23 protein-coding genes and 1 tRNA gene are annotated in these 24783 nt (G+C 67.3%); 8 read left to right on the top strand and 16 right to left on the bottom strand.

Annotation, left to right across the window (positions count from 1 at the left end; translation table 11 throughout):
* Positions 1 to 91: 91 nt before the first annotated feature.
* The 5 genes from ACFWPK_RS03355 to ACFWPK_RS03335 form a co-directional block, all read right to left on the bottom strand.
* On the bottom strand, positions 92 to 754 hold the full coding sequence (locus tag ACFWPK_RS03355; protein ID WP_378912935.1) for a methionine ABC transporter permease: 663 nt from the start codon (positions 752 to 754) through the stop codon (positions 92 to 94).
* Positions 754 to 1767 (bottom strand): methionine ABC transporter ATP-binding protein, encoded by a 1014-nt coding sequence (locus tag ACFWPK_RS03350; RefSeq protein WP_378912933.1) that lies wholly within the window; start codon positions 1765 to 1767, stop codon positions 754 to 756. Before ACFWPK_RS03350 ends, ACFWPK_RS03355 begins: the two co-directional genes overlap by 1 nt.
* Positions 1764 to 2633 carry a MetQ/NlpA family ABC transporter substrate-binding protein gene (locus tag ACFWPK_RS03345; protein ID WP_378912932.1) on the bottom strand — a complete coding sequence of 290 codons (870 nt, stop codon included), beginning with the start codon at positions 2631 to 2633 and terminating at the stop codon, positions 1764 to 1766. Before ACFWPK_RS03345 ends, ACFWPK_RS03350 begins: the two co-directional genes overlap by 4 nt.
* Before the next feature lie 131 nt (positions 2634 to 2764).
* Entirely contained in the window at positions 2765 to 3301 is a 537-nt protein-coding gene (locus tag ACFWPK_RS03340) for a GNAT family N-acetyltransferase (protein WP_378912931.1), read from the bottom strand.
* Positions 3302 to 3316: 15 nt separating this feature from the next.
* Positions 3317 to 4216, bottom strand: coding sequence for a Ku protein (locus ACFWPK_RS03335; RefSeq protein ID WP_378912930.1), 900 nt, complete (start codon positions 4214 to 4216; stop codon positions 3317 to 3319).
* A gap of 110 nt (positions 4217 to 4326) precedes the next feature.
* On the opposite strand from ACFWPK_RS03335, the gene ACFWPK_RS03330 reads away from it, so the two are divergent.
* Complete coding sequence (locus ACFWPK_RS03330) at positions 4327 to 5394, top strand: lycopene cyclase family protein (protein ID WP_378912929.1); 1068 nt, start codon at positions 4327 to 4329, stop codon at positions 5392 to 5394.
* A gap of 327 nt (positions 5395 to 5721) precedes the next feature.
* The gene (locus tag ACFWPK_RS03325; RefSeq protein ID WP_378912928.1) at positions 5722 to 8106 is read left to right on the top strand and encodes an MMPL family transporter; all 2385 of its coding nucleotides are present in this window, start codon (positions 5722 to 5724) and stop codon (positions 8104 to 8106) included.
* A gap of 87 nt (positions 8107 to 8193) precedes the next feature.
* Here the strand turns inward: ACFWPK_RS03325 and ACFWPK_RS03320 are convergent, their stop codons facing one another.
* The gene (locus ACFWPK_RS03320) at positions 8194 to 8958 is read right to left on the bottom strand and encodes an SDR family oxidoreductase (protein ID WP_378912927.1); all 765 of its coding nucleotides are present in this window, start codon (positions 8956 to 8958) and stop codon (positions 8194 to 8196) included.
* 123 nt (positions 8959 to 9081) lie between these two features.
* Between ACFWPK_RS03320 and ACFWPK_RS03315 the strand changes: the two genes are divergently transcribed.
* Both ACFWPK_RS03315 and ACFWPK_RS03310 read left to right on the top strand, forming a co-directional pair.
* A complete protein-coding gene (locus ACFWPK_RS03315) occupies positions 9082 to 10713 on the top strand; it encodes an ABC-F family ATP-binding cassette domain-containing protein (RefSeq protein ID WP_266290317.1) in 1632 nt (543 codons plus the stop codon).
* Between the two features lie 215 nt (positions 10714 to 10928).
* Positions 10929 to 11201 (top strand): helix-turn-helix domain-containing protein, encoded by a 273-nt coding sequence (locus ACFWPK_RS03310; protein WP_266290315.1) that lies wholly within the window; start codon positions 10929 to 10931, stop codon positions 11199 to 11201.
* 24 nt (positions 11202 to 11225) lie between these two features.
* Here ACFWPK_RS03310 and ACFWPK_RS03305 read toward each other — a convergent pair whose 3' ends face one another.
* The 4 genes from ACFWPK_RS03305 to ACFWPK_RS03290 all read right to left on the bottom strand — a co-directional run bounded on the left by ACFWPK_RS03305 (position 11226) and on the right by ACFWPK_RS03290 (position 13835).
* Positions 11226 to 12185: an MvdC/MvdD family ATP grasp protein gene (locus ACFWPK_RS03305; RefSeq protein ID WP_378912926.1), complete on the bottom strand. Its 960-nt coding sequence runs from the start codon at positions 12183 to 12185 to the stop codon at positions 11226 to 11228.
* A gap of 15 nt (positions 12186 to 12200) precedes the next feature.
* Positions 12201 to 12620, bottom strand: a complete 420-nt coding sequence (locus tag ACFWPK_RS03300) for a hypothetical protein (RefSeq protein WP_378912925.1) — start codon at positions 12618 to 12620, stop codon at positions 12201 to 12203.
* Between the two features lie 287 nt (positions 12621 to 12907).
* Positions 12908 to 13327 carry an acyl-CoA thioesterase gene (locus ACFWPK_RS03295; RefSeq protein ID WP_378912923.1) on the bottom strand — a complete coding sequence of 140 codons (420 nt, stop codon included), beginning with the start codon at positions 13325 to 13327 and terminating at the stop codon, positions 12908 to 12910.
* An 85-nt stretch (positions 13328 to 13412) separates the two neighbouring features.
* A complete protein-coding gene (locus ACFWPK_RS03290; RefSeq protein ID WP_378913148.1) occupies positions 13413 to 13835 on the bottom strand; it encodes a cupin domain-containing protein in 423 nt (140 codons plus the stop codon).
* 137 nt (positions 13836 to 13972) lie between these two features.
* Between ACFWPK_RS03290 and ACFWPK_RS03285 the strand changes: the two genes are divergently transcribed.
* Positions 13973 to 14473: a MarR family winged helix-turn-helix transcriptional regulator gene (locus tag ACFWPK_RS03285; RefSeq protein WP_378912922.1), complete on the top strand. Its 501-nt coding sequence runs from the start codon at positions 13973 to 13975 to the stop codon at positions 14471 to 14473.
* A gap of 73 nt (positions 14474 to 14546) precedes the next feature.
* On the opposite strand, the gene ACFWPK_RS03280 is transcribed toward ACFWPK_RS03285, so the two are convergent.
* A tRNA-OTHER gene (locus ACFWPK_RS03280) sits at positions 14547 to 14619 on the bottom strand.
* A gap of 190 nt (positions 14620 to 14809) precedes the next feature.
* Here ACFWPK_RS03280 and ACFWPK_RS03275 point away from each other — a divergent pair.
* Positions 14810 to 15616, top strand: a complete 807-nt coding sequence (locus ACFWPK_RS03275) for an alpha/beta fold hydrolase (RefSeq protein ID WP_378912920.1) — start codon at positions 14810 to 14812, stop codon at positions 15614 to 15616.
* 58 nt (positions 15617 to 15674) lie between these two features.
* On the opposite strand, the gene ACFWPK_RS03270 is transcribed toward ACFWPK_RS03275, so the two are convergent.
* From ACFWPK_RS03270 to acnA, 5 genes are all read right to left on the bottom strand, one after another.
* A complete protein-coding gene (locus tag ACFWPK_RS03270; protein ID WP_378912919.1) occupies positions 15675 to 16280 on the bottom strand; it encodes a response regulator in 606 nt (201 codons plus the stop codon).
* Positions 16277 to 17329, bottom strand: coding sequence for a sensor histidine kinase (locus ACFWPK_RS03265; RefSeq protein WP_378912918.1), 1053 nt, complete (start codon positions 17327 to 17329; stop codon positions 16277 to 16279). Before ACFWPK_RS03265 ends, ACFWPK_RS03270 begins: the two co-directional genes overlap by 4 nt.
* A 127-nt stretch (positions 17330 to 17456) precedes the next feature.
* Positions 17457 to 18611 carry a hypothetical protein gene (locus ACFWPK_RS03260; RefSeq protein WP_378912916.1) on the bottom strand — a complete coding sequence of 385 codons (1155 nt, stop codon included), beginning with the start codon at positions 18609 to 18611 and terminating at the stop codon, positions 17457 to 17459.
* A 119-nt stretch (positions 18612 to 18730) separates the two neighbouring features.
* Positions 18731 to 19300 (bottom strand): helix-turn-helix domain-containing protein, encoded by a 570-nt coding sequence (locus ACFWPK_RS03255; protein WP_358072240.1) that lies wholly within the window; start codon positions 19298 to 19300, stop codon positions 18731 to 18733.
* A gap of 131 nt (positions 19301 to 19431) precedes the next feature.
* Entirely contained in the window at positions 19432 to 22245 is a 2814-nt protein-coding gene (gene acnA / locus ACFWPK_RS03250; protein ID WP_378912914.1) for an aconitate hydratase AcnA, read from the bottom strand.
* Between the two features lie 283 nt (positions 22246 to 22528).
* Between acnA and ACFWPK_RS03245 the strand changes: the two genes are divergently transcribed.
* Together ACFWPK_RS03245 and ACFWPK_RS03240 are read left to right on the top strand one after the other, a co-directional pair.
* Positions 22529 to 23080 carry a DUF6676 family protein gene (locus ACFWPK_RS03245; protein WP_378912912.1) on the top strand — a complete coding sequence of 184 codons (552 nt, stop codon included), beginning with the start codon at positions 22529 to 22531 and terminating at the stop codon, positions 23078 to 23080.
* Between the two features lie 328 nt (positions 23081 to 23408).
* Entirely contained in the window at positions 23409 to 24770 is a 1362-nt protein-coding gene (locus ACFWPK_RS03240) for an NlpC/P60 family protein (protein ID WP_378912910.1), read from the top strand.
* Positions 24771 to 24783 lie beyond the last annotated feature (13 nt).

Below are 24783 nucleotides of genomic sequence, written 5' to 3'. Positions count from 1 at the left end.
GCGCTTCCCGCCCCCGGGGGGCGCTCCCCCCCTATCACCTCCCCCCCGCTTGTGGGCGCCGGGCCCCCCCCCCCCCCCCCCACTACTGGATTCAGCGGCGCAGCACTTTTCTGGCGAGCCAGTTTCCGAAGAATTGCACGCCTTGCACACCGGCGATGATGATCAGCACCGCCACGATCGTGACCTGCCACTGGAATTGCTGATATCCGTAGACGATGGCGAAATCACCGAGTCCGCCGCCACCCACAGTGCCCGCCATCGCGGAGATATCGACAATCGAGATCACCACAAAGGTGTAGCCGAGGATCAACGGCCCCAGCGCTTCCGGGATGAGCAGCGTGAGAATGATCCGCAGTGGTCCCGCACCGACCGCACGCGCCGCCTCGATCACGCCGGGATCGACCGTCACCAGGTTCTGCTCCACGATCCGGGCGATCCCGAACGAGGCCGCGACGATCATCACGAACAGCGCCGCCTCCGAGCCGATCGTGGTGCCGACCACCTCCAGGGTGACCGGGCCGAGTGCGGCCAGCAGGATGATGAACGGAATCGGGCGCACCACATTGACGAACACATTGAGCACGAAGTAGATCGGCCCGTTCGCCAGCAGTCCACCCTTGCGGGTCGTGTAGAGCGCGGTCCCGAGCACCAGCCCGATCACCCCCGCGACGACGAACGTCACGCCGACCAGATAAACCGTGGTCCCGATCGCCTCGAACAGCGTGGGCCGCAGCTTCTCCCAGTTGGTCTCCATCAGCCCGCCTTCCGTTCCAGGTCGGCGACCACGCGATCCAGCGCGGCATCGGGCCCGTGCAGCGACAGGGTGACGCTGCCGAAAGTCTTGTCCTGCAACGTACTCACCCCGCCGTAGACGATCTCGAACCGCACGTCGGCGGCGGTAGCGGCGGCCAATGCCGCCCCGATCCCGCTGTGATCGTCGATGTCGACAGTGACCAGCCTGCCCCCGTGCAGCTCCCGCAATCGATCCAGCTCCGCCGCGTCGGGCCGATTGTGCAGCACGGTCGCCACGAACGACCGTGTCGGCGCGGCCTGCGGTGCGGCGAAAACATCGAAGGTGGCCGCCAATTCGACGATCCGCCCCTCGGCGAGCACCGCCACCCGGTCGGCAACCGCGCGGATCACATCCATCTCGTGGGTGATCACCACAATGGTCACCCCGAGCTCGGCATTGATCTTCTTCAGCAGTCGCAGCACCTCGCCGGTGGTTTCCGGGTCGAGTGCGGAGGTGGCCTCGTCGGCCAGCAACAGCGAGGGCGAGGTCGCCAGCGCTCTCGCGATCCCGACCCGCTGCTTCTGCCCACCGGAGAGCTGATCGGGGTAGGCGCGCGCCTTGTCGGTGAGCCCGACGAATTCGAGCAACTCGGCCACCCGGGCCTTGCGCTCGGCCCGTTTCCAGCCCGCCACCTTCAGCGGATACTCGATATTGCCTGCGGCAGTGCGCGATCGGAACAGGTTGAACTGCTGGAACACCATGCCGATATCGCGGCGCAGCCGGCGCACCGCCGACTCCGGCACCCCGGTGATGGGGGTGCCGGAAATCGTGACGGTGCCCGAAGTCGGCTTGTCCAGCGCGTTGATCAGCCGCACCAGCGTGGACTTGCCCGCCCCGGAATAGCCGATGACGCCGAAGATCTCACCCGGCTCGATCCGCAGGTCGATGTCGTCGAGTGCGGTGTGCCGATCGTTGCCGCTGCCGAAAACCTTGGTGACGGACCGGAATTCGACGGCAGCGGGTTGCGCACTCACTTGGTGGTGCGGATGCCCTGCTGCACCCGGTCCAGGATCTGTTCGAGCTCGGCACCTGGCCGGTTCACCGCGACCGCGGTGCCCTTGGTGGTCTCGGCGTGCGCGGTGGCCACCGCCGGATCTTTCCAGATCTCGACCAGCTTCAGATACGTCGGATTCGTCTTGTCCGCGGCCCGGCTGACGATCACATTGATGTAGGGCTCGGCGGCCGGATTTTTCGGATCATCCTTGTACAGCGCCGATTTCGGATCGACGCCCGAACGCTCGAGGAAGGTGTTGTTGATGACCGAACCGTCGACCGAGGGCAGTGACAGCGCGGTCTGGGCGGCGTCCACCGGCGTCACCCGCACCTTGGAGGCGCCCTTGTCGATGTCGGCGGGGGTCGGCTGGGCCGAGGTGCCGGTGATCTTCAGCAACCCGGCGGCCTGCAGCACGAACAGCGCGCGCGCCTGGTTGGTCGGATCGTTGGGAATCGCGATCTCGCCACCGGCCGGGATATCGGCGAGTGCCTTGTGCTTCTTCGAGTAGAGCCCCAGCGGCACAATGTACGTCGAGCCGATCGGGGTGAGCGTGTCCGAGCTGGCCACGTTGTACTGGCCGAGGAACTGCAGATGCTGGAACAGATTGAGGTCGATCTGATTCTGCGACAGCGCCGTATTCGGCTGCTTGTAATCGGAGAAATTGGTGACCTTCAGCGTGATGCCCTGCTCTTTCGCCTTCTGTTCGAAGACCTCGAATGCCCTGTCCTTGTCGGTGGTGCCGATCCGTACCACCGTGCCCGACGCGTCATCGGAACCGCACGCGGTCAGGGTGAGGGCCGCGGTTGCTATCAGCACTGGGATCGCCAGTGTCCGACGGAATTTCACTTGTACTCCCGAATTGCTCGCAGAAGATGAACTCGGTCATCCAAGCTGTCGGCACGACCCGCCGACAACGGTTTGACTTGGCGTGAGCGAAATCCTCGCAAACAGTGGGACGCCCGTCTAACTTACGGACATCAGCGGAGCGGGTGCTCGACCGACAATCTGCCGCGGCGGACGAGGTCGCGTTTGGTGATCGGCGGCAGTGTGGCGTCGTCGTCCGGGGCGGCGGGGTTGGGCCGCACCAGCAGTGTGACGGTCGCGGCGGGCACGAACCCGCTGCTGGTCATCAGCGCGGCCGAGGCGCTGTTGCGGTCCTCGACATCGGTGACGATATGGCGGGCGCCGCGCGCGAACAACGCCTCCGAGCACACGTTCACCAGCCGCCGCGCGATCCCGTGGCCTTGCATATCGGGGGCGACCGCGATCCATTCCAGATACGCCCAGTCGTCGCGATGCTCGAACTCCATCGACCCGAGCACGAACCCGACCACCCGGTCGGAGTCCAGGGCCACCCAGCAGGCGTTGTCGGGGCTGTCGAGGTGCTCGGCGACGGCCGTCAGCGACCACGACGTGTAGGGCTTGATGGTGGTGTCGAAGACCTGATGGCCGAGGTCGAGGACTTGACGCAGATGCCCCAATCCCATCGGCACGACAGCGATGGCGGTGTCCATAGCCGCCAGTGTGCCCTACGCGCCCTTGCGGGTCGCGGTCTTGGACGCGGTGGATTTGCTCGTGGCGGCCTTGCGCGGTGCGGCCTTCTTGGCGGCCTTTTTCGCGGGCTTCTCCGGGGCGGCTTCCCGGCGCCCGCTGGCCTCGAGACTGCGTTGCAACGCGGCGACCAGATCCACGACTTCGGCATCGGCCTGTTCGACGGGCTCGGTTTCCGCGGCGGGCTCGACCTTGCCGGTGCCGCTGGCGATCGCCTCGTCGAGAAGTTTCTGTAGTTCGATCTGGTATTCGTCGGTGTATTCGGAAGGGTCGAAATCGCCCGACATCGACTCGACGAGAGTTTCGGCCATCTTCAGTTCTTGCGGGCGCGGGGCGGGCGCGTCGTCGAGCGACGGGAATTCGACGGCCCGCACCTCGTCGGGCCACAGCAGCGTCTGCAGGACCAGCACGCCGTCCCGCACACGTAATGCGGCCAGCCGGGTCTTCTGTCGCAGCGTGAAATGCACGAGCGCGGTCTTGTCGATGCGTTCGAGGGTCGCCGCCAGCAATTGATAGGCCTTCGGCGTCGCGGAATCCGGTTCGAGGTAATAGCTCTTGTCGAACAGCACCGGGTCGATCTGATCGGACGGCACGAATTCCAGTACCGGAATCTCGTGCTTCTCCGCCGCGGGCAGCTTCGAGAAATCGGCGTCGGTCAGCACCACCTGCTCGCCATCGGGCGAGGTGTAGGCCTTGTCGATATCGGCGAACTGCACAGAATTGCCACACACCTGACAGACCCGGTCATATTTGATCCGGCCCCCGTCCTTGGCGTGGACCTGGTGGAACCGGATGTCATGGTCCTCGGTCGCGGTATAAACCTTGACCGGGACATTGACCAGCCCGAAAGCGATCGAGCCCTTCCAGATCGATCTCATGCACCCCATCATGGTCGAAATGTCGCGCGGGGGCGAGCAAGCGATCCCGAATAGGTGCTGGTCCGTGATCCGCCGGAGCTTGAAATCGTTGCGTCTGATCCAATCAACGGGTGGGTGTGGAGGTGATCGTCTGTGGGCTCGGTCCGGCGGGGCGGGCTGTTGCTCATCGTGCGCTGGCCGCGGGGCGCAGCGTCACGGTGATCGATCCGCATCCGGACCGGGTGTGGATGCCGACCTATGCGGCGTGGGCCGATGAACTCCCGGAGTGGCTGGATTCCGGCGTGGTGGCGGCGGCGGTTGAGGCACCGACGGCGTGGGCGGTGGGCGAGCATCGGATCGATCGCGTTTATCAGGTGTTCGATACGGCGGCGCTGCAGTCGTCGCTGACGCTGGACGGCGCGACCGTGCTCGCGGACCGGGCCGTGGAGGTGGACGGGCGAGAAGTGCGGACGGCCGGTGGCCTGACCCGCACCGGTCAGGTGGTCGATGCGCGGGGGTTGGCGCGATCGGCGCGTCGCGCCGAGCAGACCGCGTACGGCGTCGTCATGGCCCGTGACGAACTCGAGCGGACGCTGTTCATGGACTGGCGCCTCGACAACGGCGCCGATCCGGACGACCCACCGTCGTTTCTGTACGCGGTACCGCTCAGCGCCGGCACCGCGCTGTTCGAGGAGACCTGCCTCGCCGGTCGACCGGCGCTCGCGCCGGAGGTGCTGCGACGCAGACTCGAACACCGGCTGCGTGCGCGAGGGATCGCGCTCACCGGAGCCGAACCTGTTGAGCGAGTGCGGTTTCCGGTGCAGGGAGGTAGACCTGGCGGTGGTCGATTCGGTGCGGCCGGTGGTCTGACCCATCCCGCGACCGGATACAGCGTCGCCGCCGCACTCGCCGCGGCGGACACCGTCGTCACGGGTGGCACGGTATGGACTCCGCGAGCGCGGGCAGTGGCCGCCCTGCGCCGCGCGGGACTACGTGCGCTGCTGGCCCTTCCGCCCCGCGAGGTCCCGGTGTTCTTCGAGGTGTTCTTCGGTTTGCCTGCCCCTCTCCAGCTTTCCTACCTGTCCGGCCACGGCGACCTCCGCGGCACCCTCGCCGCGATGCGCGCACTGTTCGCCGACCTGCCTCCGAATCTGCGTCGCGCTGTCGCGGCCTCGGTCATCGGTGCGTCCGGTCGGTAGCCGAAGAGCATCGGCTCCTCGCCGCGAGGCGGCGTGCCGGACACTCCTGGGCGTTCACCGCACTCGACTCACAGAGCCCTTGACGCCGCCGGTGGAGGTGGCGAGACGGTCGCCGTGCCGGGGTGGCCGAGACCGGTAGCCGACGGGGAAGAACAAGGGTGTGCCAGAGGCCCGGCGGTGCCGCCACGAAGTTGCTACGATCGCCTCGCGAACGCGCCGACCCGCCAACAGGATCGGGCCGACGAGGCGGACGGCCGGAAGTGATTCGAGCCCCCGCACGTCGATATGCGTGCCGCTCGGTTGTGTGACGAGTTAGGGGACAATCCGGTGTTCGAATTCACCAGGCGGCGCAGCTGCTGGGTGCTCGGCGTTTTCGCGGTGCTCGCGGTGGTGCTCGGCGCACTGGGTGCCACGCTGTTCGAGCGGGTGGAGGGCGGCGGATACACCGACCCCGGCAGCGAATCCAGCCGTGCGCTCGAGGTGTTGCGCGACGAGTTCGGGCAGGCGCCGCCGAACCTGCTGCTGCTGGTGGAGACCGAGTCGTCGGTCGAGGACCCCGAATCCACCGCGGCCGCAACGGCATTGGTCGCCAACCTGCAGGAACGTGCCGGTGTCACCGAGGTGATGTCGTATTGGACCTCCCACCAGCCCGCGCTGCGCAGTGTCGACGGCAAGCAGGGTCTGATCGTCGCCAGTGTGCTCGGCAGCGAACGCGAGATCGACGAACGCGTCACCGCCATCTCCGAGGAGCTGACGGGCAGACAAGGATCGTTGCAGGTCAGGGCGGGCGGATTCGCCATGCTCATGCACGAGACCGTGCAGCAGAGCAAGACCGACATCGCCAAGGGCGAAGCCATCGCCTTCCCGCTCACCCTGATCGCGCTGCTGTTCGTCTTCGGCGGCCTGGTCGCCGCGAGCTTGCCGCTGCTCGTCGCGATCGGCACCGTGCTCACCACCATGGGCGCGCTGTGGTTGCTCACCCTGTTCACCCCGCTGTCGGTCACCGCGACCAATGTGGCGACGCTGCTCGGCCTCGGTCTGGCCATCGACTACAGCCTGCTGATCGTCAACCGCTACCGCGACGAGCTCGCCGACGGCCGCACCCCGGCCGGCGCGGTGGCAACCACCCTGCGCACCGCGGGCCGCACCGTCGCGTTCTCCGCGCTCACCGTCGCGGTGGCGCTGGCCGGATTGCTGTTCTTCCCACTGCTGGCGATCCGGTCGATGGGGTACGCGGGCATCGTCGTCGCGGCGCTGGCCGCGCTGGTGTCGCTCACCGTGCTGCCCGCCGCGCTGTTGCTGATCGGCACACGCATCGACAAGGGTCAGCTCGGCTGGTGGTTCCTGCGCGCCCCACGCCCCGCACCGGGCGAGGGCGCCTGGCACAAGCTCGCCACCGCCGTGATGCGCAAGCCGATCTCGATCGGACTTGCTGTCACCGCCCTGCTGCTGTTGCTCGGCGCGCCGTTCCTCGGCGTGAAACTCGGTTTCCCGGATGAACGAACCCTGCCGGAATCGATGAACTCCCGTCAGGTCACCGAGATCGTGGCACGCGACTTCAGCGAGAGCGACCAGCACACGCTCGTCGCGGTGCTCCCTGAAAGTGCTTACAGCGCGGCGGGACTCGACACCATCGCCCGTGCCATGTCCGACCTGGACAATGTCCGCCGCGTCGACACCGCCACCGGCAGCTACGCCCAGGGCGGGCTGTTCGTCGAACCCACGGCGGTCAACGCGCGCTTCCGTGTCGAGAAGGCCGTCTACCTGTCGATCGTGCCGACCACCGGCGACAGCGATGCCCTCGCCGGACTGGTCGAGCAAGTGCGCGCGGTGCGCACGCCGAGCGAATTGCTGGTCGGTGGCGTAGCCGCGGCCAATGCCGACTCAGTCGCCGCCATCGAGAACGAACTGCCATGGGCGCTCGGCTTCGTGGTGATCATGATGCTGATCGTGCTGTTCGCGCTCACCGGCAGCGTGGTGCTGCCGGTGCTGGCGGTGATCCTCAGCGCGCTGAGCCTGACCGCGACCTTCGGTGCGCTGGTGTGGATCTTCCAGGACGGGCACCTGTCCGGGGTGCTCGGCTTCACCGTCACCGGGGATCTGTCCGCTACGGTCCCGGTGATGTTGTTCGCCGCCGCCTTCGGGCTCGCGATGGACTACCAGGTGTTCCTGCTGTCGCGGATCCGGGAGGAATACGACCGCACCGGCAAGAACGAGACCGCGGTCGCGCTCGGTCTGGAACGGGTCGGGCGCATCGTCACCGCCGCCGCGATCCTCATCTCGCTGGTGTTCCTCGGCTTCCTTGCCTCCGACATCACCTTCATGAAGGCGTTCGGCATCGGCCTGCCGCTGGCGGTGATCGTCGACGCCACCCTCGTGCGCGGATTCCTGCTGCCCGCCGCGATGAAGGTGCTCGGCGACGCGAACTGGTACGCACCGGAATTCCTGCACCGCCTGCACGACCGGTGGGGCCTGGACGATAGTGGCTCGGTGCGATCGCCGAAACGTGAAGTGGTGGTGCGTGATCCGCTCGCCGCCGCCAGGCCCGAGGAGATCGTCGTCGTGGATCCACTCGCGCGAGCTGAGGCGGCGCGGGCCGAGGCAGCGCGGGCCGAGGCGACGCGGATCGAGGACAGCACCGGAGCGCGGGAGAACGCGCGGGCGCAGGAAAGTCTTTCGGCGTCGGCGGGCAGCCGCGAGACCTCGGACTGACCAGGCGCCGGTCTGATTCAATAGCACAAGGCCGAAGGGCGGCACCGGTTCAGTTCCGGTGTCGCCCTTCGGCATCCATGCGATGTCTCAGATGCCGCCGGTGGAGAGGAACCCGCCGTCGACCCGCACACAATCACCGGTGATCCACGCGGCCTCGTCGGACACCAGGAACGCGATCAGCCGGGCCACGTCCTCGGGTGCGCCGAGCCGCTTCATCGGGTACACGCTCGCGGCGCGCTCCTCGTCGTCGGAATACAGCGCATCGGCGAACTTGGTCTTGACCACGCCCGGCGCCACCGCGTTGACACGGATCTTGGGGCCCAGCTGCCACGCCAGCTCCTCGGTGAGCCGGATCAGCGCCGCCTTCGACGCGCCGTAGGCCGAGATCACGCCGGACGACCGGATACCCGCGACGCTGGCCACGTTCACCACGGCGCCGCCGTGCTCGGCCATCCACGCGCGGTAGGCCTGCTGTACATAGCCGAGCGAGGCCACCACGTTCACATCGAAGATCTTGCTGACGCCGCCCAGATCGGCATCCATCAGCGGACCGTAGACGGGGTTGATGCCGGTGTTGTTGATCAGGATGTCGAGCGAGCCGTACTCGGTGACGGCTCTGGCCACGGCCTCGGCGCGCGCGTCGGCATCGCCGGCATTGCCGGCGAGAGTGCTCACCTGACCCTTGTGGCCGAGCGCGCGCAGCTCGGTCGCGGCGACCTCGAGCGGTTCGGGTTTACGGGCGGTGATCAGTACGTTCGCGCCCCGGCTCATCAGTTCGGCCGCGGTCGCGAGCCCGATGCCGCGACTGGCTCCGGTGACGAGAGCGGTGCGGCCAAGTAGATCGGTAGTCATGGCACGAGAGTAACCACGCTCACATCGGGCAGCGCCGGGTTCGGCTTCCGGGGACGTCGACGGTAAAATAAGTGGTTCTTGCCGAAATACCTTTCCCGTTTGTCTTACTCTGAGGAGAACTCTGTGATCACGGCGACCGACCTGGAGGTCCGGGCCGGAGTCCGCACCCTGCTCTCGGCCCCTGGGCCGGCGCTGCGGGTGCAGTCCGGCGACCGGATCGGACTGGTCGGTCGCAACGGTGCGGGCAAGACCACCACCCTGCGCATCCTCGCGGGCGAGGGTGAACCGTACGCCGGAAAGATCACTCGCTCCACCGACATCGGCTACCTGCCGCAGGACCCGAAGGAAGGCGATCTCGATGTGATCGCCAAAGACCGGGTGCTGTCGGCGCGCGGGCTCGACGTCCTGCTGCGCGACATGGAGAAGGCCCAGGTCGAAATGGCCGAGGTCGCCGACGATGCCGCGCGCGACAAGGCGATTCGCCGATACGGCCGCCTCGAAGACCAGTTCTCCTCGCTCGGTGGCTACGTCGCCGAAAGCGAGGCGGCGCGCATCTGCAACAGCCTCGGCCTGCCAGACCGTGTCCTCGACCAGCAGCTGCGCACCCTCTCCGGCGGTCAGCGGCGCCGCATCGAGCTGGCCCGCATCCTGTTCTCCGCGTCCGACGGCTCGGGTGGGCGCTCGGACCGCATCCTGCTGCTCGACGAGCCGACCAACCACCTCGACGCCGACTCCATCACCTGGCTGCGCGGGTTCCTGCAGAACCACGACGGCGGACTGATCGTGATCAGCCACGACGTGGAACTGCTCGGCGACGTGGTCAACAAGGTGTGGTTCCTCGACGCCGTGCGTGGTGAGCCCGACGTCTACAACATGGGCTGGAAGAAGTACCTCGACGCCCGCGCCACCGACGAGCAGCGCCGCGTCCGCGAACGCGCCAACGCCGAGAAGAAGGCGGGCGCGCTGCGTCAGCAGGCCGCCAAGCTCGGCGCGAAGGCCACCAAAGCCGCTGCGGCACACCAGATGGTGCGCCGCGCCGAACGGTTGATCAACGAGCTCGACGACGTGCGCGTGAGCGACAAGGTCGCCCGCATCCGGTTCCCCGAGCCCGCGGCCTGCAGCAAGACTCCGCTGATGGTGAAGGACCTGACCAAGCTCTACGGTTCGCTCGAGATCTTCACCGGCGTGAACTTCGCCGTCGACAAGGGCAGCCGCGTGGTGGTGCTCGGGCTCAACGGTGCCGGTAAGACGACCATGCTGAAACTGCTCGCCGGTGTCGAGACGCCGACCGCGGGTGGCGTCGAGCAGGGGCGCGGGCTCAAGGTCGGCTACTTCGCCCAGGAGCACGACACCCTCGACGATCAGGCCTCGGTGTGGGAGAACATCCGCCACGCCTCCCCGGACGCGGGGGAGCAGGAGCTGCGCAGCCTGCTCGGTGCGTTCATGTTCACCGGGCCGCAGCTCGACCAGCCCGCGGGCACGCTGTCCGGCGGTGAGAAGACGCGTCTGGCGCTGGCCGGGCTGGTGTCCTCGGCGGCGAACGTGCTGCTGCTCGACGAGCCGACCAACAACCTCGACCCGGTCTCGCGCGAGCAGGTACTCGAGGCGCTGCGCACCTACGCGGGCGCCGTGGTGCTGGTGACGCACGATCCGGGCGCGGCCGAGGCGCTCAACCCGGAGCGGGTCATTCTGCTTCCCGACGGCACCGAGGACCACTGGTCCGCCGAGTACGCGGAGCTCATCGACCTCGCCTGATCTGTCAGGGCGCGGAGGCGGTAGCGCAGCGTCACCACGCGGCGCCCCGGAGTCAGGCGAAGGTCAGACACCGCCCAGGGGCCGGTGTGTCGTGCGTGAAACGCGGTGTCGGGGAGGAACTCGCCGGTATCGCGTGAGTTTGATCACTGTTTTCGTTGATCACCGAGTGCGGAGTGTCTAGCCTGGAAGGAGTGCTCGGCGACTCGGAGGAAGCCATGAGCGACAGTGCCAGACAGGCCGCTAGGTCGGCCAAGGGTAAATCGACGATCGGCAAGGCAGCGCTGGGCAAGGGCACCCGGGTAACGGGCAAGTCCCGCGACCGGCTGCAGTCCCAGTTGAAGAAGCAGTACGAGGCGGGCGCGTCCATTCGCACCCTGGCCAGGTCCACCGGCCGCTCGTACGGCTTCATCCACAATGTGCTGGTCGAGTCACATGTCGAACTGCGTGGGCGCGGCGGCGCCAACCGGCGCAAGAATCCGGCCGACTGAGCCGCGCGTCGTCGACGCCGGCCGCTACCAGCCTGCGACGGCTCCGTCCCCGCGGACCAGCAGATTCGCCAGGCTGGCGAACAGCGGCAGCCCCGTCTTGATCTCGAGGTAGGCGAACTGCCCCTGCGGGTTCACCTCGAGGAAGTAGTACTCGCCATCGCTGCCGAGGCGCAGGTCGACGACGCCGAAGCTGAGTCCGAGCGCGCCCATCAGGGTCGCGAGGGACTTGCTGACCGACGCCGGTAGCCGATCGGGCGCGAAGGCGACCGAGGTGTCGAGGCGCGAGTCGATGCGGCCGACCCCCGCCTGGGAGTCGATGCGCACACTCCACGCGACACCGTCGACCCACACCACCCGCAGATCGCAGCTGGCTTCCACATAGTCCTGGAATGTGGTCGGCGTCGAGCGGATCGAGTCGAGTCTGCTCAGCTCGGGCCCGGTGATGATCCTGGTCTCCGAGAACTCACCACGGCCGGTGCCGGTGCGTTTGTAAACCACCGGACCACAGCGGGATTCGACGAAGCTGCGGGCCTCGTCCGGGTCGTTGGTGATCAGCGTCTCCGGGATCGTGAAACCCGCCCGCTGCGCGGTTTCGAGCTGCACGATCTTGCGCGTCGCGGTGCGTTCGGCGGCCGGATCGTTGACCCAGTAGGCCGGGATCGACCACAGCATGCCCTGCAGGAATCCGTCGCATTCGGCCTGGCGGAACTCGTCGTCGGCGGCGCGCACGCCGTGCGGCACCCGGCACGGGTGCGGCCTGCGCCACCACACCGCGCGCACGTCGTCGAGACCGTGGACATGAGAGAGCGCGCGGTTGGTGCCCGCCTTGTCGAGCCGGAAACTCCCTGTCTCGGAAGGGAAGTCGCGCAGGTCGAGTCGAATCGGGTCGAGCCCGTGGTGTTCTCGCAGGGTCGACGCCAGCGCATCGGCGTGCAGGTCGTCGGTTTCGGAGACGATGAGCACGGCGTCGGTAGCGCCTTCCATAACTTCTGTGCCGTTTCAGTCGAGGCTGTCGCAGTTGATGCCGTCGTGGAAGGTGAACGTCGCCCCGGTGACACCACCCCGTTCGGCGATGCGCAGTTTCGTGGCCCAGCCGCGGGTGGCGCGGGCCAGCTGCTCGTCGCCCAGCGCCTCCGACGGTTCCGGCGCGAGGGTGATCGGCCGGTCGACCAGCTCGACGCGCATGCGCCGGGTGAAGTCGGCGGTGGCGCCGGGGCGGATGTCGACCCGTACCTGACGTTCACCCGCGCCCGCGCGGTCTTCGGTGAGTCGCACGATGTCGTTGCGGTCGAAAGTCCAGGTGCCACCGTCCACGCGCACCGAGATGTCGCGATCGGACTCGGCCACCAGCAATCCGCGCAAGGCGGGGCCCCGATCCCGGGACAACGCGGTTGCGGGGAGGTGGATGGCGTCGGTCATGGGCACTCACTCCGATCTTCTCGTCTGCTCGCGATTTGCCAGAACCCCAAAAGGTGCTTCGGATCATAGCGTGAACGCGTGGCCCGCCGAGCGGGTTCGCAAGATTTGCGGAGCGCCGGGCAAACCGCCGAGCGGCGCGTGATCGCCTTGCGGGGAAAGAATTTCGGACAACTCGGATGCGCCAACTGTGTTCTCATGGGCAATCTGGCAGCAAACGCAGATGACAACGGCGCGGCAGGCGTCCCCGGGTCTGTGCCGGATGTTGCCTGCCGCGCCGTGTGCGGTCTCTAGAGGCCGAGCAGTTCGGGATTCTCGGCGAGCTCGCGGAAGTGCTGGGCCGGGTCGGCGACGAGTCGTCGGGCCGTCAGATCCATCGCGCCGGCCACGACGGTGATCTCCGCGGCGACGGTACCGTCGAGCTTGATGATCTGGTGATGGAACCGGAAGACCTTCTCGCCGTCCCGCCAGTCGAAGGCGCAGGTCACGGTGACCTCGTCGCCACCGCGCAGCTCACGCTTGTACTTGATGGTCGACTCGAGTACCACCGCGCCGACGCCGCTGGCGATGAATTTGTCCTGCGGGATGCCCGCCGCGCGCAGCAGCTCCCATCGAGCGTGCTCGCCGTACTGGTGGTAGACGGCGTGATTGAGATGGCCCTGGGTGTCGAGCTCGTAGCCGCGGACGAGGACCGGTACGGAGAACGTCATACGGCGTAGAACCGGCTGCTCCGGTCGTGTTGTTCCCGATCCTGGTGCAATCTCGGCCACAGTATCAGGGCTGGTGCATGACGGGTCAGGCCCGATGGGCGTTGCGTTCGGCCCACCAGGCGGGAGCGTCGACGAAGTGATTGTCGAATTCCTCTTGGGCGGCGACGAATTCGTCGTGGGTCGCCTCGCCGTGGATGAGGCGGTCGAGCAGGCGGAAGTACTCGAAGCGTTGGACGCCGGGCATCAGGGCGATGAGGATGCGCGCGCCGCTGTCGGGGGTGGCGCCGAAGGCGTGCGGCATCTGTCGTGGGACGACCAGCGAGCCGCCCGCGCCGACGGTGAGGATGCGATCGCCCGCCATGACCTGGAGTTCGCCGTCGGCGACATAGAACAGCTCGTCGGAGCGGGTGTGGAAATGCGGTGCGGCGCCGTCGGCGCCCTGAGTCATGGTGACCTCGAGCGTGCTGACCGCGCCGTCGCTGGCATTCGCGTCGGTGAGCAGGCGCATCCGCACGTTCTCGGTGCCGAGGGTCTCGGCGTCCTCGGGCAGGCAGAGGGCGATGTCGCGGGCGTTCGTCATGTCTTTTCCATTCGCCGGTTGATAATTCGCTACCGAACTATATCTCAGCGAATAGAATCGTGTCCATGGATGAACGCGAACCGGATGTCGTCGATGCGATCACGGCCCAGTGGCAGCGGGAGCGACCCGATCTGGAGCTCGAGGCGATGGCGGTCTTCGGCAGGCTCGGCAGGCTGATGAACATCGCCATGGCGCGGATCGAAAGTGTGTTCACCACACACGGTTTGCAGCGCGGTGAGTTCGATGTGCTTGCGGCACTGCGCCGTTCGGGGACGCCCTTCGAACTCAACCCGTCGGTGCTCGCCGATACCCTGATGCTGTCGCGCGCGGGGATGACCGGCCGGATCGACCGGCTCGAAGCGGCGGGCCTGGTTCGCCGCATCGCCGATCGCGAGGATCGGCGCGCCGTGCGCGTGGCGCTCACCGAGGAGGGGCGCGCACTCGTCGACACGGTGGTCGTGGCGCACACCGAGAACGAGACCGCGATGCTGTCGGTGCTCGAGCCCGCGGATCGTGCCGCCCTGGACCGGATCTCGCGAGCCTTGCTCAGTGGTTGGGCGACCTGACCCGCCGATCCCTGTCTGCGAAATGACCGCCGATGAGGATCCCGCCGCGCGCAATCGGCGAAAAGTTCGGCGGCCATGGAGGCGGGAATCGAACCCGCGGCATCCGTCCTGTGGAGTCGGCGTTCTACCTGCTGAACTACTCCATGGCCGACTCGAGCGTAGCTCAGGATTCTCGGTGTCGTCGTGACGGTGCCGTGAGATCGATTACAGCGGAACAGAGTTCGCTTGGAACGATGACATTTGCCATCGGATTCCGTAGACATCGACATCTACTCGGCACACGGGTCGGGCTGTGATTCTCAGTCGAGAGACCGACGACTACGAGAATGGAACGCCATGCACAAGCTTGTCCGGCTCCGACTTGTCACTATCGCGCTCACCGCTACCGCCGTGGTGGTCGCGGCCGGGTGCGGGAGCGATGTGGGATCAGCCTCGGCGCCGACGACCGCTGTCGCGGTCAAGCCGACGATCGTGCTGGTGCACGGATCGTTCTCCGACAGTTCCAGCTGGGATACGGTCGCCGGATTGCTGCGCGGCAAGGGCTATCAGGTGGTCCAACCGGAGAATCCGCTTCGCGGTCCGAGTTCGGACGCGGCCGCTGTCACGTCGGCGATTGCGAAGATCGCCGGGCCCGTGGTGCTGGTCGGGCACTCCTACGGCGGTGCGGTGATCAGCAATATCCACCGGCCCGATGTCAAAGCCGCGGTGTTCATCGCCGGTTTCGCGCCGATGAAGGGGGAAGCGGTACAGGAACTCTCGGATCCCGCGAAGTACCCGGGCAGCAGGATCGGTCCGGCATTGCTGATCCAGCCCACCGACGCCGGGGCGGAGGTGACGCTGAAACCCGATCAGTACGGTGCTGTGTTCGCGCACGATGTCGATGCCGAGGTCGCGTCGAGCCTCGCCGCGCGCCAACGTCCTACGGCGGCAGCCGCGCAGGCCGAGCCGAGCGGGGAGCCGTCGTGGGCGTCGGTCCCGTCGTGGTATCTGGTCTCGACCGAAGATCAGATCCTGCCGCCCGCATCCCAACGATTCCAGGCCGAGCGTGCGAAAGCTCGGGTCAGTGAGGTGAAGTCGTCGCACGCCTCCCCGGTGTCGCATCCCAGCGAGGTGGTGGCGACGATCACGGCCGCTTCCGACTGAGTGGTGGCAGCGCGAACCCGGCGGCATATCGGCGGTCGGGTTCGTCGGCCGGGCGATGTCACAGCCAGCCCGCGTTGCGTGCGATGCGGATCGCATCGATGCGGTTGCGCCCACCGATCTTGGTGATCGCGTTCGACAGATAGTTGCGCACGGTCGCGGGCGACAGGAACAACGTCGTCGCGATCTCGTCGGTGCTGATCCCCGTCTCGGCCGCTCGGATGACCTCGGCTTCGCGGGCGGTCAGCGGACTTGCGCCGGTCTCCAATGCCGCGGCGACCAGGTCGGTGTCGATCACCCGCTCACCTGCGACGACCTTGCGGATACTGTCGGCAAGCGTCTGCGCAGGCGCGTCTTTGACGACGAATCCGCGCACGTGCGCCTGCAACGCGCGTAGCAGGTAGCCCGGTTGGCTCAGTCCGGTCAGGATCAGCACCTGGGTTTCGGGCAGTTGTTCGTTGATGAGCGCGGCGACGCTGAGGCCGTCGAGACCGGGCATGTCGATGTCGAGCACGGCGATATCCGGTCGGGTGCGGGTGATCTCGTCGATGACGTGGTTGCCACTGTCGAGTTCGGCGACCACCTCTATGTCCTCCTCGCGGGTCAGTAGGGCGACCAGCGCACCCCGGATCATGTGCATGTCCTCGGCGACGAGCACGCGAATCATGGTGTCCCCCCTGGGAGTTCGATACGCAGACGGAAACTGCCGTCACTGCCACACCGCGCGGACACGGTTCCAGACAGAGCGGAGGTGCGCTCCGCGAGTCCGGACAGCCCGTGTCCGGTGCCTTTCGTGCGGTGCGCGCCGTCGTTGACGATTTCGAGGAAATACGTTCCCTCGCGCCGACCTGCCACGATCGAGCAGGTGCGTGCGGTGCTGTGGCGCAACACGTTGGTGACGCCTTCGCGAGTGGCCCACGCGAACGTGTTGTCGACTTCGGGTGTCAGCGCAGGCAGGTCGAGTCGGTGGTGGGTGTCGATTCCGGCGGCAGACAGTAGCGCGCAGGCACCGACGACTTCCGTGTGCAGCGAGATGGTGTGTTCGCCGAGGGTGACCCGCCGCATCGCCTGGAGAGTGTCGCGGGTGAGCTCACCGATGCTGTGTATCTCCGACTGTGCCGCCTCCGGATCGCTCGGCAGCAAGGCGGTGGCCAGGTCACCTTTGAGCGATACCGCCGAAAGGCTTTGTCCGAGTAAGTCGTGCAGGTCCCGAGACAACCGCAGCCGTTCTCGGTCGGCTGCGAGGTCGGCGAGCAAGGTGCGTGTGCGGTCGAGTTGGTGCACCGCGCGGACCAGGTGAGTCACGCCGACGAGGCAACCTGCGAGCGCGGTGAACACAACCACGACTTCGATGGCCGGGACAAGATGTCGGGAGTCGACACCGGTGACCGCAGTGCCGACAGCAGTGACCACTATCGGTGCTGCGACGAGCAGGCCACGCGGCACGCCGCGCAACAGCAGCGCGGCGGAGGCGACGAAGTACACCTGGCTGATGCCCCACGCCGTCGGCGACCAGATCATCGGGAGATAGACGAGCGCCGCCGATAGCGCGAACGTCGCAGGCCACCCGCGCGGACGGCGGTCGTCGGTACTCACCTGATGGTCCGTGCCGTCGCTGCCGAAGCTGTGGGACGGGCCGACCATGCTGAACGCGTGGTACAGGTGGACGGCAACGAGCCCGGCCGCGAGCGCCCACCACAGGACTGCGGGTCCCACCTGCTCGGTTCCTGCGAAAGTCGCCCGCGTCGGCGGGAGAAGGCCGGTCGCACAGGTCGCACCGATGAGCAGCGATCGTGCGGTTCGCGGCGTCGCGAGCCAGGGGCCGACCAGCGGGTGCGCGACCTCAGTCATGTCGAACCGGCGATGCGGGAACAGTTTTCGGTTCGACGGTTGCGGTGGCGGTCCGGGCGAAGCTGGTGGAATCGGCGGCGCCGATGGAATCGGCGGAGTTGCCGTCGCTCGACAAGCCGACGGTGCAGCTGAGCAGCCAATGGGCGTCGACCTGATGCACGGCGATCAGCACGGGGCCGGTCGGGCCATCGCGCAGCAGCCCGGCGAGCACGCGGCGTAGCTCGGCCCGCAGGGGGTCTCGGTAGGGCGTCGGCGGTCCGGCCGCGGGCAGGTCGATGCGGGCGTCGATACCTGCCGCCGTCAGCAGTGCTGCGGCGGAGATGATCTCGCGGCGGAAGTCGGGCTCCTGGAAGCTGTGGATCAATCCTCGCGCCTGTGACAGACCACTCCGTGCGGTGGCGACGAGCGTACCGAGTTCCGTGCGCGCTGCCGCCGCGTCGCCGCGGGTAGTGAATTCCGCTGCCCGATCACATGATTCGGCGATCGATTCCAGCGCTGTCTCGACAGTTCGGGTGATCGCTGCGTCGATGCGCAGCCGCTCCTTCGCGACGGCTTGCTCGGCGAGCACCGCCGCCGCACCGCGCAATCGACGCAGCGCGACGACCATCCACACCAGGGTGTAGACCGCGACCACCTGCATGCCGGTGGTCACCGCCAACCAGATCGTCTCCGGCGCCGACGCTCCGAGCAGGGTGGCGAGCGGTGCGACAGCGGCGACCAGCGCCAGCGCGATCGGCATCGCGAGCGCTGGTCGAAGTGTCAGTGCGATGACCACGGCGACGAGATGCACGCTGTTCAACCACCCGGCGCCCACCAGCGGTGACGCGCCCATGACCAGCGTGGCCAGGACCGCGGACGTGCGGTGTGCGGCGGGTGGAATCGCGTCGCGGACGGCGCAGGCGATGTGCCGCAGATAGATCGGCAGGCACACCGCCAGCAGCGCCGCGGTCACGGCCACCGTGGTCCGGGAATCGGTGGTGGTGATGGTCGCGAGCAGCGTCAGCGCGCCGAGTGCTGCTGCGGCGACAACCGTTCCCGCCGCAGCGACATCCACGGCATCGCGTGGCACCCGCACCGATCGGTCACGCGGCACATCGCGCGCAGCACCGGGCCACGGTGTCTTCGCCCCGGACGCATGCTCGAGCACGACCGCCACCACCCCTGAGTGTTGCGTGAATCAGGACCACCCCGGAGACCAATGTAGGCCACATCCACCACCCACGCAGGGACCGGTGGACGCCGCTCACAACAGGCGGGTGTGGCGTCTCAGGATTCCTTGCGCCGCACCGAGGCCTCGACGAGATCCAGTACGGCGGAAAGGTTTTCGTTGGTGTGGCCCGAGGCGATGCGGGCGATGAGACCATCGAGAACCAGGTCGAGGTAGCCGAGCAGGACGTCGGTGGGGACGTCGTCGCGCAGGGCGCCCGCGGCCTTGCGACGCTCCAGGCGGGCGAGCGTCGCGGCGGTCAGTTCGGCCGAGCGCTGGGTCCAGCCCGCGCGGAATTCGGGGTCGGTGCGGACTCGGCGGGCGATCTCGAGGCGGGTGCCGAGCCAGTTGAATTCCTCGGGGCGGGCGAGCATATCGCGCATCACCTGGACGATGCCCTGGTTGGCGGCGACCTCGGCCATACGTTCGGCGTCGTCCTTGGCCAGGGCGAAGAAAAGAGCGTCCTTGTCGCGGAAATGGTGGAAGATCGCACCGCGGGACAGGCCGATGGCCTCTTCCAGGCGGCGCACGGTGGCGCCGTCGTAGCCGTATTCGGCGAAGCAGCGTCGTGCACCGTCGAGGATCTGGCTGCGGCGGGCGGCGAGGTGGTCGTCGCTGACCTTGGGCATGATTCCTCCAGCTAGCGGATACACGGACCCCCGCCCCGGCGAACCGAGACGGGGGCTGTCGCATTATTCACGGGCAAATGAATGCCCTTATGGCGCAACACCTTACGATGCTGCGCCACCGGGTCGAACAATCAGCCGCGGATCATGTTGCGCAGCACGTACTGCAGGATGCCGCCGTTGCGGTAGTAGTCGGCCTCACCGGGGGTGTCGATGCGGACGACCGCGTCGAACTCGGTGACCTTGCCGTCTTCCGCGGTGGCGGTGACCTTGACGGTCTTGGGGGTGACACCCTCGTTGAGGGCGGTGATCCCCGCGATGTCGAAGGTCTCGGTGCCGGTCAGGCCCAGCGACGCGGCGGACTGCCCGGCCGGGAACTGCAGCGGCACAACGCCCATGCCGATGAGGTTGGAGCGGTGGATGCGCTCGAACGACTCGGTGATGACGGCCTTCACGCCCAGCAGGCTGGTGCCCTTGGCGGCCCAGTCACGCGAGGAGCCCGAACCGTATTCCTTGCCACCGAGCACGACCAGCGGGATGCCCGCGGCCTGGTAGTTCTGCGAGGCGTCGTAGATGAACGCCTGCGGGCCACCGTCCTGGGTGAAGTCGCGGGTGTAACCACCCGAGACGTCATCGAGCAGCTGGTTGCGCAGCCGGATGTTGGCGAAGGTGCCACGGATCATGACCTCGTGGTTACCGCGACGCGAGCCCAGCGAGTTGTAGTCCTTGCGGGCCACACCGTTGGCGTCGAGGTACTGCGCGGCGGGGGTGCCGGGCTTGATCGGGCCTGCCGGGGAGATGTGGTCGGTGGTCACCGAGTCGCCGAGCAGCGCCAGCACGCGAGCGCCGGAGATGTCGGTGACGGGGGAGGGATCCATCGACATGCCGTCGAAGTACGGCGCCTTGCGCACGTAGGTCGACTTCTCGTCCCACGCGAAGGTGTCACCCTCCGGGGTGGCCAGACCCTGCCAGCGCTTGTCACCGTCGAAGACGGTGGCGTAGGAGTTGCGGAACATGTCCTGGCTGATCGACGCCTTGATGGTGTCGTCGATCTCCTGGGCCGAGGGCCAGATGTCCTTCAGGAAGATATCGTTGCCGTCGGTGTCCTGGCCGAGCGCGTCGGTCTCGAAGTCGAAGTCCATCGTGCCCGCGAGCGCGTAGGCGATGACCAGCGGCGGGGAAGCCAGGTAGTTCATCTTCACGTCGGGGGAGATGCGACCCTCGAAGTTGCGGTTACCCGAGAGCACCGCGGTGACCGAGAGGTCGTTGTCGTTGATCGCGGCCGAGATCGCCTCGGGCAGCGGACCGGTGTTACCGATGCAGGTGGTGCAGCCGTAGCCACCGACGAAGAAGCCAAGCTTCTCCAGGTAGGGCCACAGACCGGCCTTCTCGTAGTAGTCGGTGACGACCTGCGAACCCGGCGCCATGTTGGTCTTCACCCACGGCTTGGTCGCGAGACCCTTCTCCACCGCGTTGCGGGCGAGCAGGGCGGCGCCCAGCATGACCGACGGGTTGGAGGTGTTGGTGCAGGAGGTGATACCCGCGACCACGACAGCGCCGTGATCGAGCACGAACTTGTTGCCGTCTTCGCCGACGACCTCGACCGGCTTGGACGGACGACCGTTGGCACCCGAGGCGGCCGAGTGGGCCGGGGTGTAGGTGTCGTCGGCGGCGTTGGCCGACACGGCGACCGAGTCCGACGCGGGGAAGGACTCCTCGCCTGCCTCGTCCAGCGCGGTGAGCTCACCCTCGCCGACGTAGTTGACGATGTCGGAGCGGAACGCGTTCTTGGAGTCGCTGAGCAGGATGCGGTCCTGCGGGCGCTTCGGACCGGCGATGGACGGCACGACGGTGCCCAGGTCCAGCTCCAGGTACTCCGAGTACGCCGGCTCCTTGTCCGCGTCGTGCCACATGCCCTGTTCCTTGGCGTACGCCTCGACGAGCGCGAGCTGCTCGTCGGTGCGGCCGGTCAGGCGCAGGTAGTTGATGGTCTCCTCGTCGATCGGGAAGATCGCCGCGGTGGAACCGAATTCGGGGCTCATGTTGCCCAGGGTGGCGCGGTTGGCCAGCGGCACCTCGGACACACCGGCACCGTAGAACTCGACGAACTTGCCGACGACGCCGTGCTTGCGCAGCATGTCGGTGACGGTGAGCACTACGTCGGTGGCGGTCACGCCGGGCACGATCTCACCGGTCAGCTTGAAGCCGACGACGCGCGGGATCAGCATGGAGACCGGCTGGCCCAGCATCGCGGCCTCGGCCTCGATGCCACCGACGCCCCAGCCCAGCACGCCCAGGCCGTTGACCATGGTGGTGTGTGAGTCGGTGCCGACACAGGTGTCGGGGTAGGCCTGGCCGTTGCGGACCATGACGGTGGGGGCCAGGTACTCGATGTTGACCTGGTGGACGATGCCCATGCCGGGGGGGACGACCTTGAAGTCGTCGAAGGCACCCTGGCCCCAGCGCAGGAACTGGTAACGCTCGCCGTTGCGCTCGTACTCGAGGTCGACGTTGCGCTCCAGTGCGTCGGCGCGGCCGAAGACATCGAGGATCACCGAGTGGTCGATGACCATGTCGGCGGGGGAGAGCGGATTCACCTTGCTCGGGTCGCCACCGAGGGTGGTGACGGCCTCACGCATGGTGGCGAGGTCGACGATGCAGGGCACGCCGGTGAAGTCCTGCATGATCACGCGCGCGGGGGTGAACTGGATCTCGACGCTCGGCTGTGCCGAGGGGTCCCAGTTCGCGATCTCGCGGATGTGGTCGGCGGTGATGTTCGCGCCGTCCTCGGTGCGCAGCAGGTTCTCTGCCAGCACCTTCAGGGCGTAGGGCAGCTTCTCGGTGCCGGGAACAGCCGAGAGACGGAAGATCTCGTAGGAGTTGCTTCCGACCTCGAGCGTGCCTTTGGCGCCGAAGGTATCAATCTTCGTCACGTCAGCTCCACTCATGTGTGAGGGTGTGCCGCCGGCGGGGCTGTGCCGGCGACTCGCGTCTTCGGAGGGGGTATCCGGCGCCGTGAGACGCCGGTTTCCTCGCCGTACGAGCCTAACAGTACGCTTGTCCTATGAAATACGCGGGGGCCGTCGGTGGTGCCGTGTAGGCGTAGTCGAGCGCTATGTCGCGTACTGTGCCTGACGAGCGAAGTCGGGGAAGACGCAGTGACGCTCACCTTGGCAGTGTTGGACGCCCGTCGCGACACCGGCGATCGTGGCTCGACAGACCGGATGGAACATGACCACTTTTGCGCCGATGGCGGCCGAACTGCCGCCGAACACCGTGCTGAGCAGCGTCGCGTCCGACCTCGCCGACAATCACGTCGCGGCCCCCAAGGGTCAGGATCAGGAGAAACTGGCGGCGATCGTCGCACAGGCGCGATCCGAGGGGATCCCGCTCAGTGTCGTCATCGTTCCCGGTAATCCCGGCCACGACTCGAGCCTACGTGATCTGGCCACCGAGGTCGGTGACAGCACGCACGGCACCGTCGCGGTGTTCAGCGACGACTGGATCGGTACCTACAGCGACAGCATCAGCCGGGTTCGGCTCGAGTGGGCCGAGGACTCGGCCAAGTACAAGGGCAACCATCCCGAGGAGGCCGTGCAGGCCTTCGTCAACCGGCTCGAGCAGCCGGAAGGCGTCTCCTGGGGGGTCATCACCGCGGTGTTGATGACCCTGATGGTGCTGGTGATCGCCGGGCTGTACCTGGTCAAGGTGCGCCGCGGTCCCGATGTGGAGGCACCGGCCGCCGCCGCGTCGCCGCGCATCGATGCGAGTTCCACCAACTAACTGGTTTCACTCCAGTCACATTTCCAGACCAGTGGTCTGTTCTTTCGGGTAGAAAACTGTCCCGCGTCAGGCAAATTCTGAGCAATCGATGAATTGTTGCCGCGCGCCACTGTGGCAGATGTTTCCTTTGGGAACTATGTGTCGTACGGTTGCGGTGATCGCGATCGTGAATGCAGTGGTACAGGGGGCATTGGTCGACTCTTGTGGTCGGTGTTTCGGCTGATGTGCCGGTGGCGTATGTCGAGTCGAGATACTCGGAGGTGCCGTGCGCGGTACAGGCAGGCAGGACGAACCAGGTCTATTACGGATAGCGATCGGTTTGCTGGCGGTGCTGGTTGTACTCGGCGTCGCGGGACCGGTCGCGGCGGTACCACCCCCGCCACCCAATCCGTCCGACGGCGAGATCGCGGGCGCGGGCGCACAGGTCGACGCGCGGGTGAGCGAGATCGGCGTGCTGATCAATCGCGTCGCCGCGGCTGATCAGCAGTTGCGCGAACTCGACGACGAGCTCGCGGGCAAACGCGAAGCGGTCAACCGGGCGCTCGTCGACCTGCAGACCGCGCGCGACGCCGCCGACGCGGCCGCGGCCGCCGTCACCGACAGCCAGACGCAACTGGCCGACGCGGGCGTGAAAGTCGTTGCGGCACGACAGGATTTCGATCAGGTCGCCACTCAGGCCTACGTGCGCCCCGCCAACAGCTCGGTCGTCACCTACCTCGCCTCCTCGACCCCAGATGCCGCGATGGACCGCGCACAGGTGCTCGGCATGGTGTCGAGGAACCAGCGACAGATCCTCGACGATCTGCGCCGCGCCCAGGTCGCCCAGGCCAACCAGAATTCCGCCGCCCGCCAAGCCAAGGTCGACGCCGATACCGCCGCTGCGGGCGCGGAACGCCAGCGCGACGCCGCCCAGACCGCGGTGAACATCGCGAAAACCGAGTTCGACACCCAGGCCGTGGCTCGCGACAACCTGCGCCGCGACCGCAGCGCCGCTCAGTCCGCCCTCGACGTCGCCCGCTCGACCGTCGCCGGACTCCAGAGCCAGCGCGAGATCTTCCTGAGCTGGGACGACCAGCGCGAAGCCGAGGTGCTGGCCCTGCTGGCCGCGGCCAACGCCGCCGCCTCGCGCGCCGCTGCCGACAAAGCCGCCCGCGACCGCGCCGCCCAGCTCAACGAGGGCAAGCGCCCGCACACCGACCTCGAGTCGACCCCGGCGTCCCCGCGCAGAACCAAGCCGCGCCCCTCGCAGCCACAGGTCACCGGTTCGGCCGCGGTCGAAACGGTGGTCGACCGCGCGATGTCGCAACTCGGCGTCACCTACGCCTGGGGCGGCGGCGACGAGGACGGGCCCACCCTCGGCATCCGCGACGGCGGCACCGGCGACGCCCACGGCGACTTCGAGAAGGTCGGCTTCGACTGCTCGGGCCTGATGCTCTACGCCTTCGCCGGTATCGGCGTCTCGCTGCCGCACTACAGCGGCTACCAGTACAACGCGGGCACCCGGGTGAACGTCGAGGATCGCGAACGCGGCGACATGCTCTTCTGGGGCCCCGGTGGCAGCGAACACGTGGCGATGTATCTGGGCAACGGCAAGATGATCGAGGCCCCTGAATCCGGGGATGTCGTGAAGATTTCCCCGGTCCGCGAAGACGGCATCATGCCGTACGCGGTCCGCATCGTCACCGGCTGAGAGCGTATCGCCG

Origin of the sequence: Nocardia sp. NPDC058519, assembly GCF_042719755.1 — a bacterium.
Taxonomy (GTDB): domain Bacteria; phylum Actinomycetota; class Actinomycetes; order Mycobacteriales; family Mycobacteriaceae; genus Nocardia.
This window is presented reverse-complemented; position numbering and strand designations above follow the sequence as displayed.

Coding starts and splice junctions, on each gene's coding strand:
- ACFWPK_RS03310 (WP_266290315.1), top strand. CDS start 10,929: ATGAGCGACAGTGCCAGACAGGCCGCTAGGTCGGCCAAGGGTAAATCG.
- acnA (WP_378912914.1), bottom strand. CDS start 22,245: ATGAGTGGAGCTGACGTGACGAAGATTGATACCTTCGGCGCCAAAGGC.
- ACFWPK_RS03340 (WP_378912931.1), bottom strand. CDS start 3,301: ATGGACACCGCCATCGCTGTCGTGCCGATGGGATTGGGGCATCTGCGT.
- ACFWPK_RS03355 (WP_378912935.1), bottom strand. CDS start 754: ATGGAGACCAACTGGGAGAAGCTGCGGCCCACGCTGTTCGAGGCGATC.
- ACFWPK_RS03300 (WP_378912925.1), bottom strand. CDS start 12,620: ATGACCGACGCCATCCACCTCCCCGCAACCGCGTTGTCCCGGGATCGG.
- ACFWPK_RS03255 (WP_358072240.1), bottom strand. CDS start 19,300: ATGCCCAAGGTCAGCGACGACCACCTCGCCGCCCGCCGCAGCCAGATC.
- ACFWPK_RS03270 (WP_378912919.1), bottom strand. CDS start 16,280: ATGATTCGCGTGCTCGTCGCCGAGGACATGCACATGATCCGGGGTGCG.
- ACFWPK_RS03320 (WP_378912927.1), bottom strand. CDS start 8,958: ATGACTACCGATCTACTTGGCCGCACCGCTCTCGTCACCGGAGCCAGT.
- ACFWPK_RS03275 (WP_378912920.1), top strand. CDS start 14,810: ATGCACAAGCTTGTCCGGCTCCGACTTGTCACTATCGCGCTCACCGCT.
- ACFWPK_RS03335 (WP_378912930.1), bottom strand. CDS start 4,216: ATGAGATCGATCTGGAAGGGCTCGATCGCTTTCGGGCTGGTCAATGTC.
- ACFWPK_RS03305 (WP_378912926.1), bottom strand. CDS start 12,185: ATGGAAGGCGCTACCGACGCCGTGCTCATCGTCTCCGAAACCGACGAC.
- ACFWPK_RS03290 (WP_378913148.1), bottom strand. CDS start 13,835: ATGCGCCTGCTCACCGACGCGAATGCCAGCGACGGCGCGGTCAGCACG.
- ACFWPK_RS03285 (WP_378912922.1), top strand. CDS start 13,973: ATGGATGAACGCGAACCGGATGTCGTCGATGCGATCACGGCCCAGTGG.
- ACFWPK_RS03245 (WP_378912912.1), top strand. CDS start 22,529: ATGACCACTTTTGCGCCGATGGCGGCCGAACTGCCGCCGAACACCGTG.
- ACFWPK_RS03295 (WP_378912923.1), bottom strand. CDS start 13,327: ATGACGTTCTCCGTACCGGTCCTCGTCCGCGGCTACGAGCTCGACACC.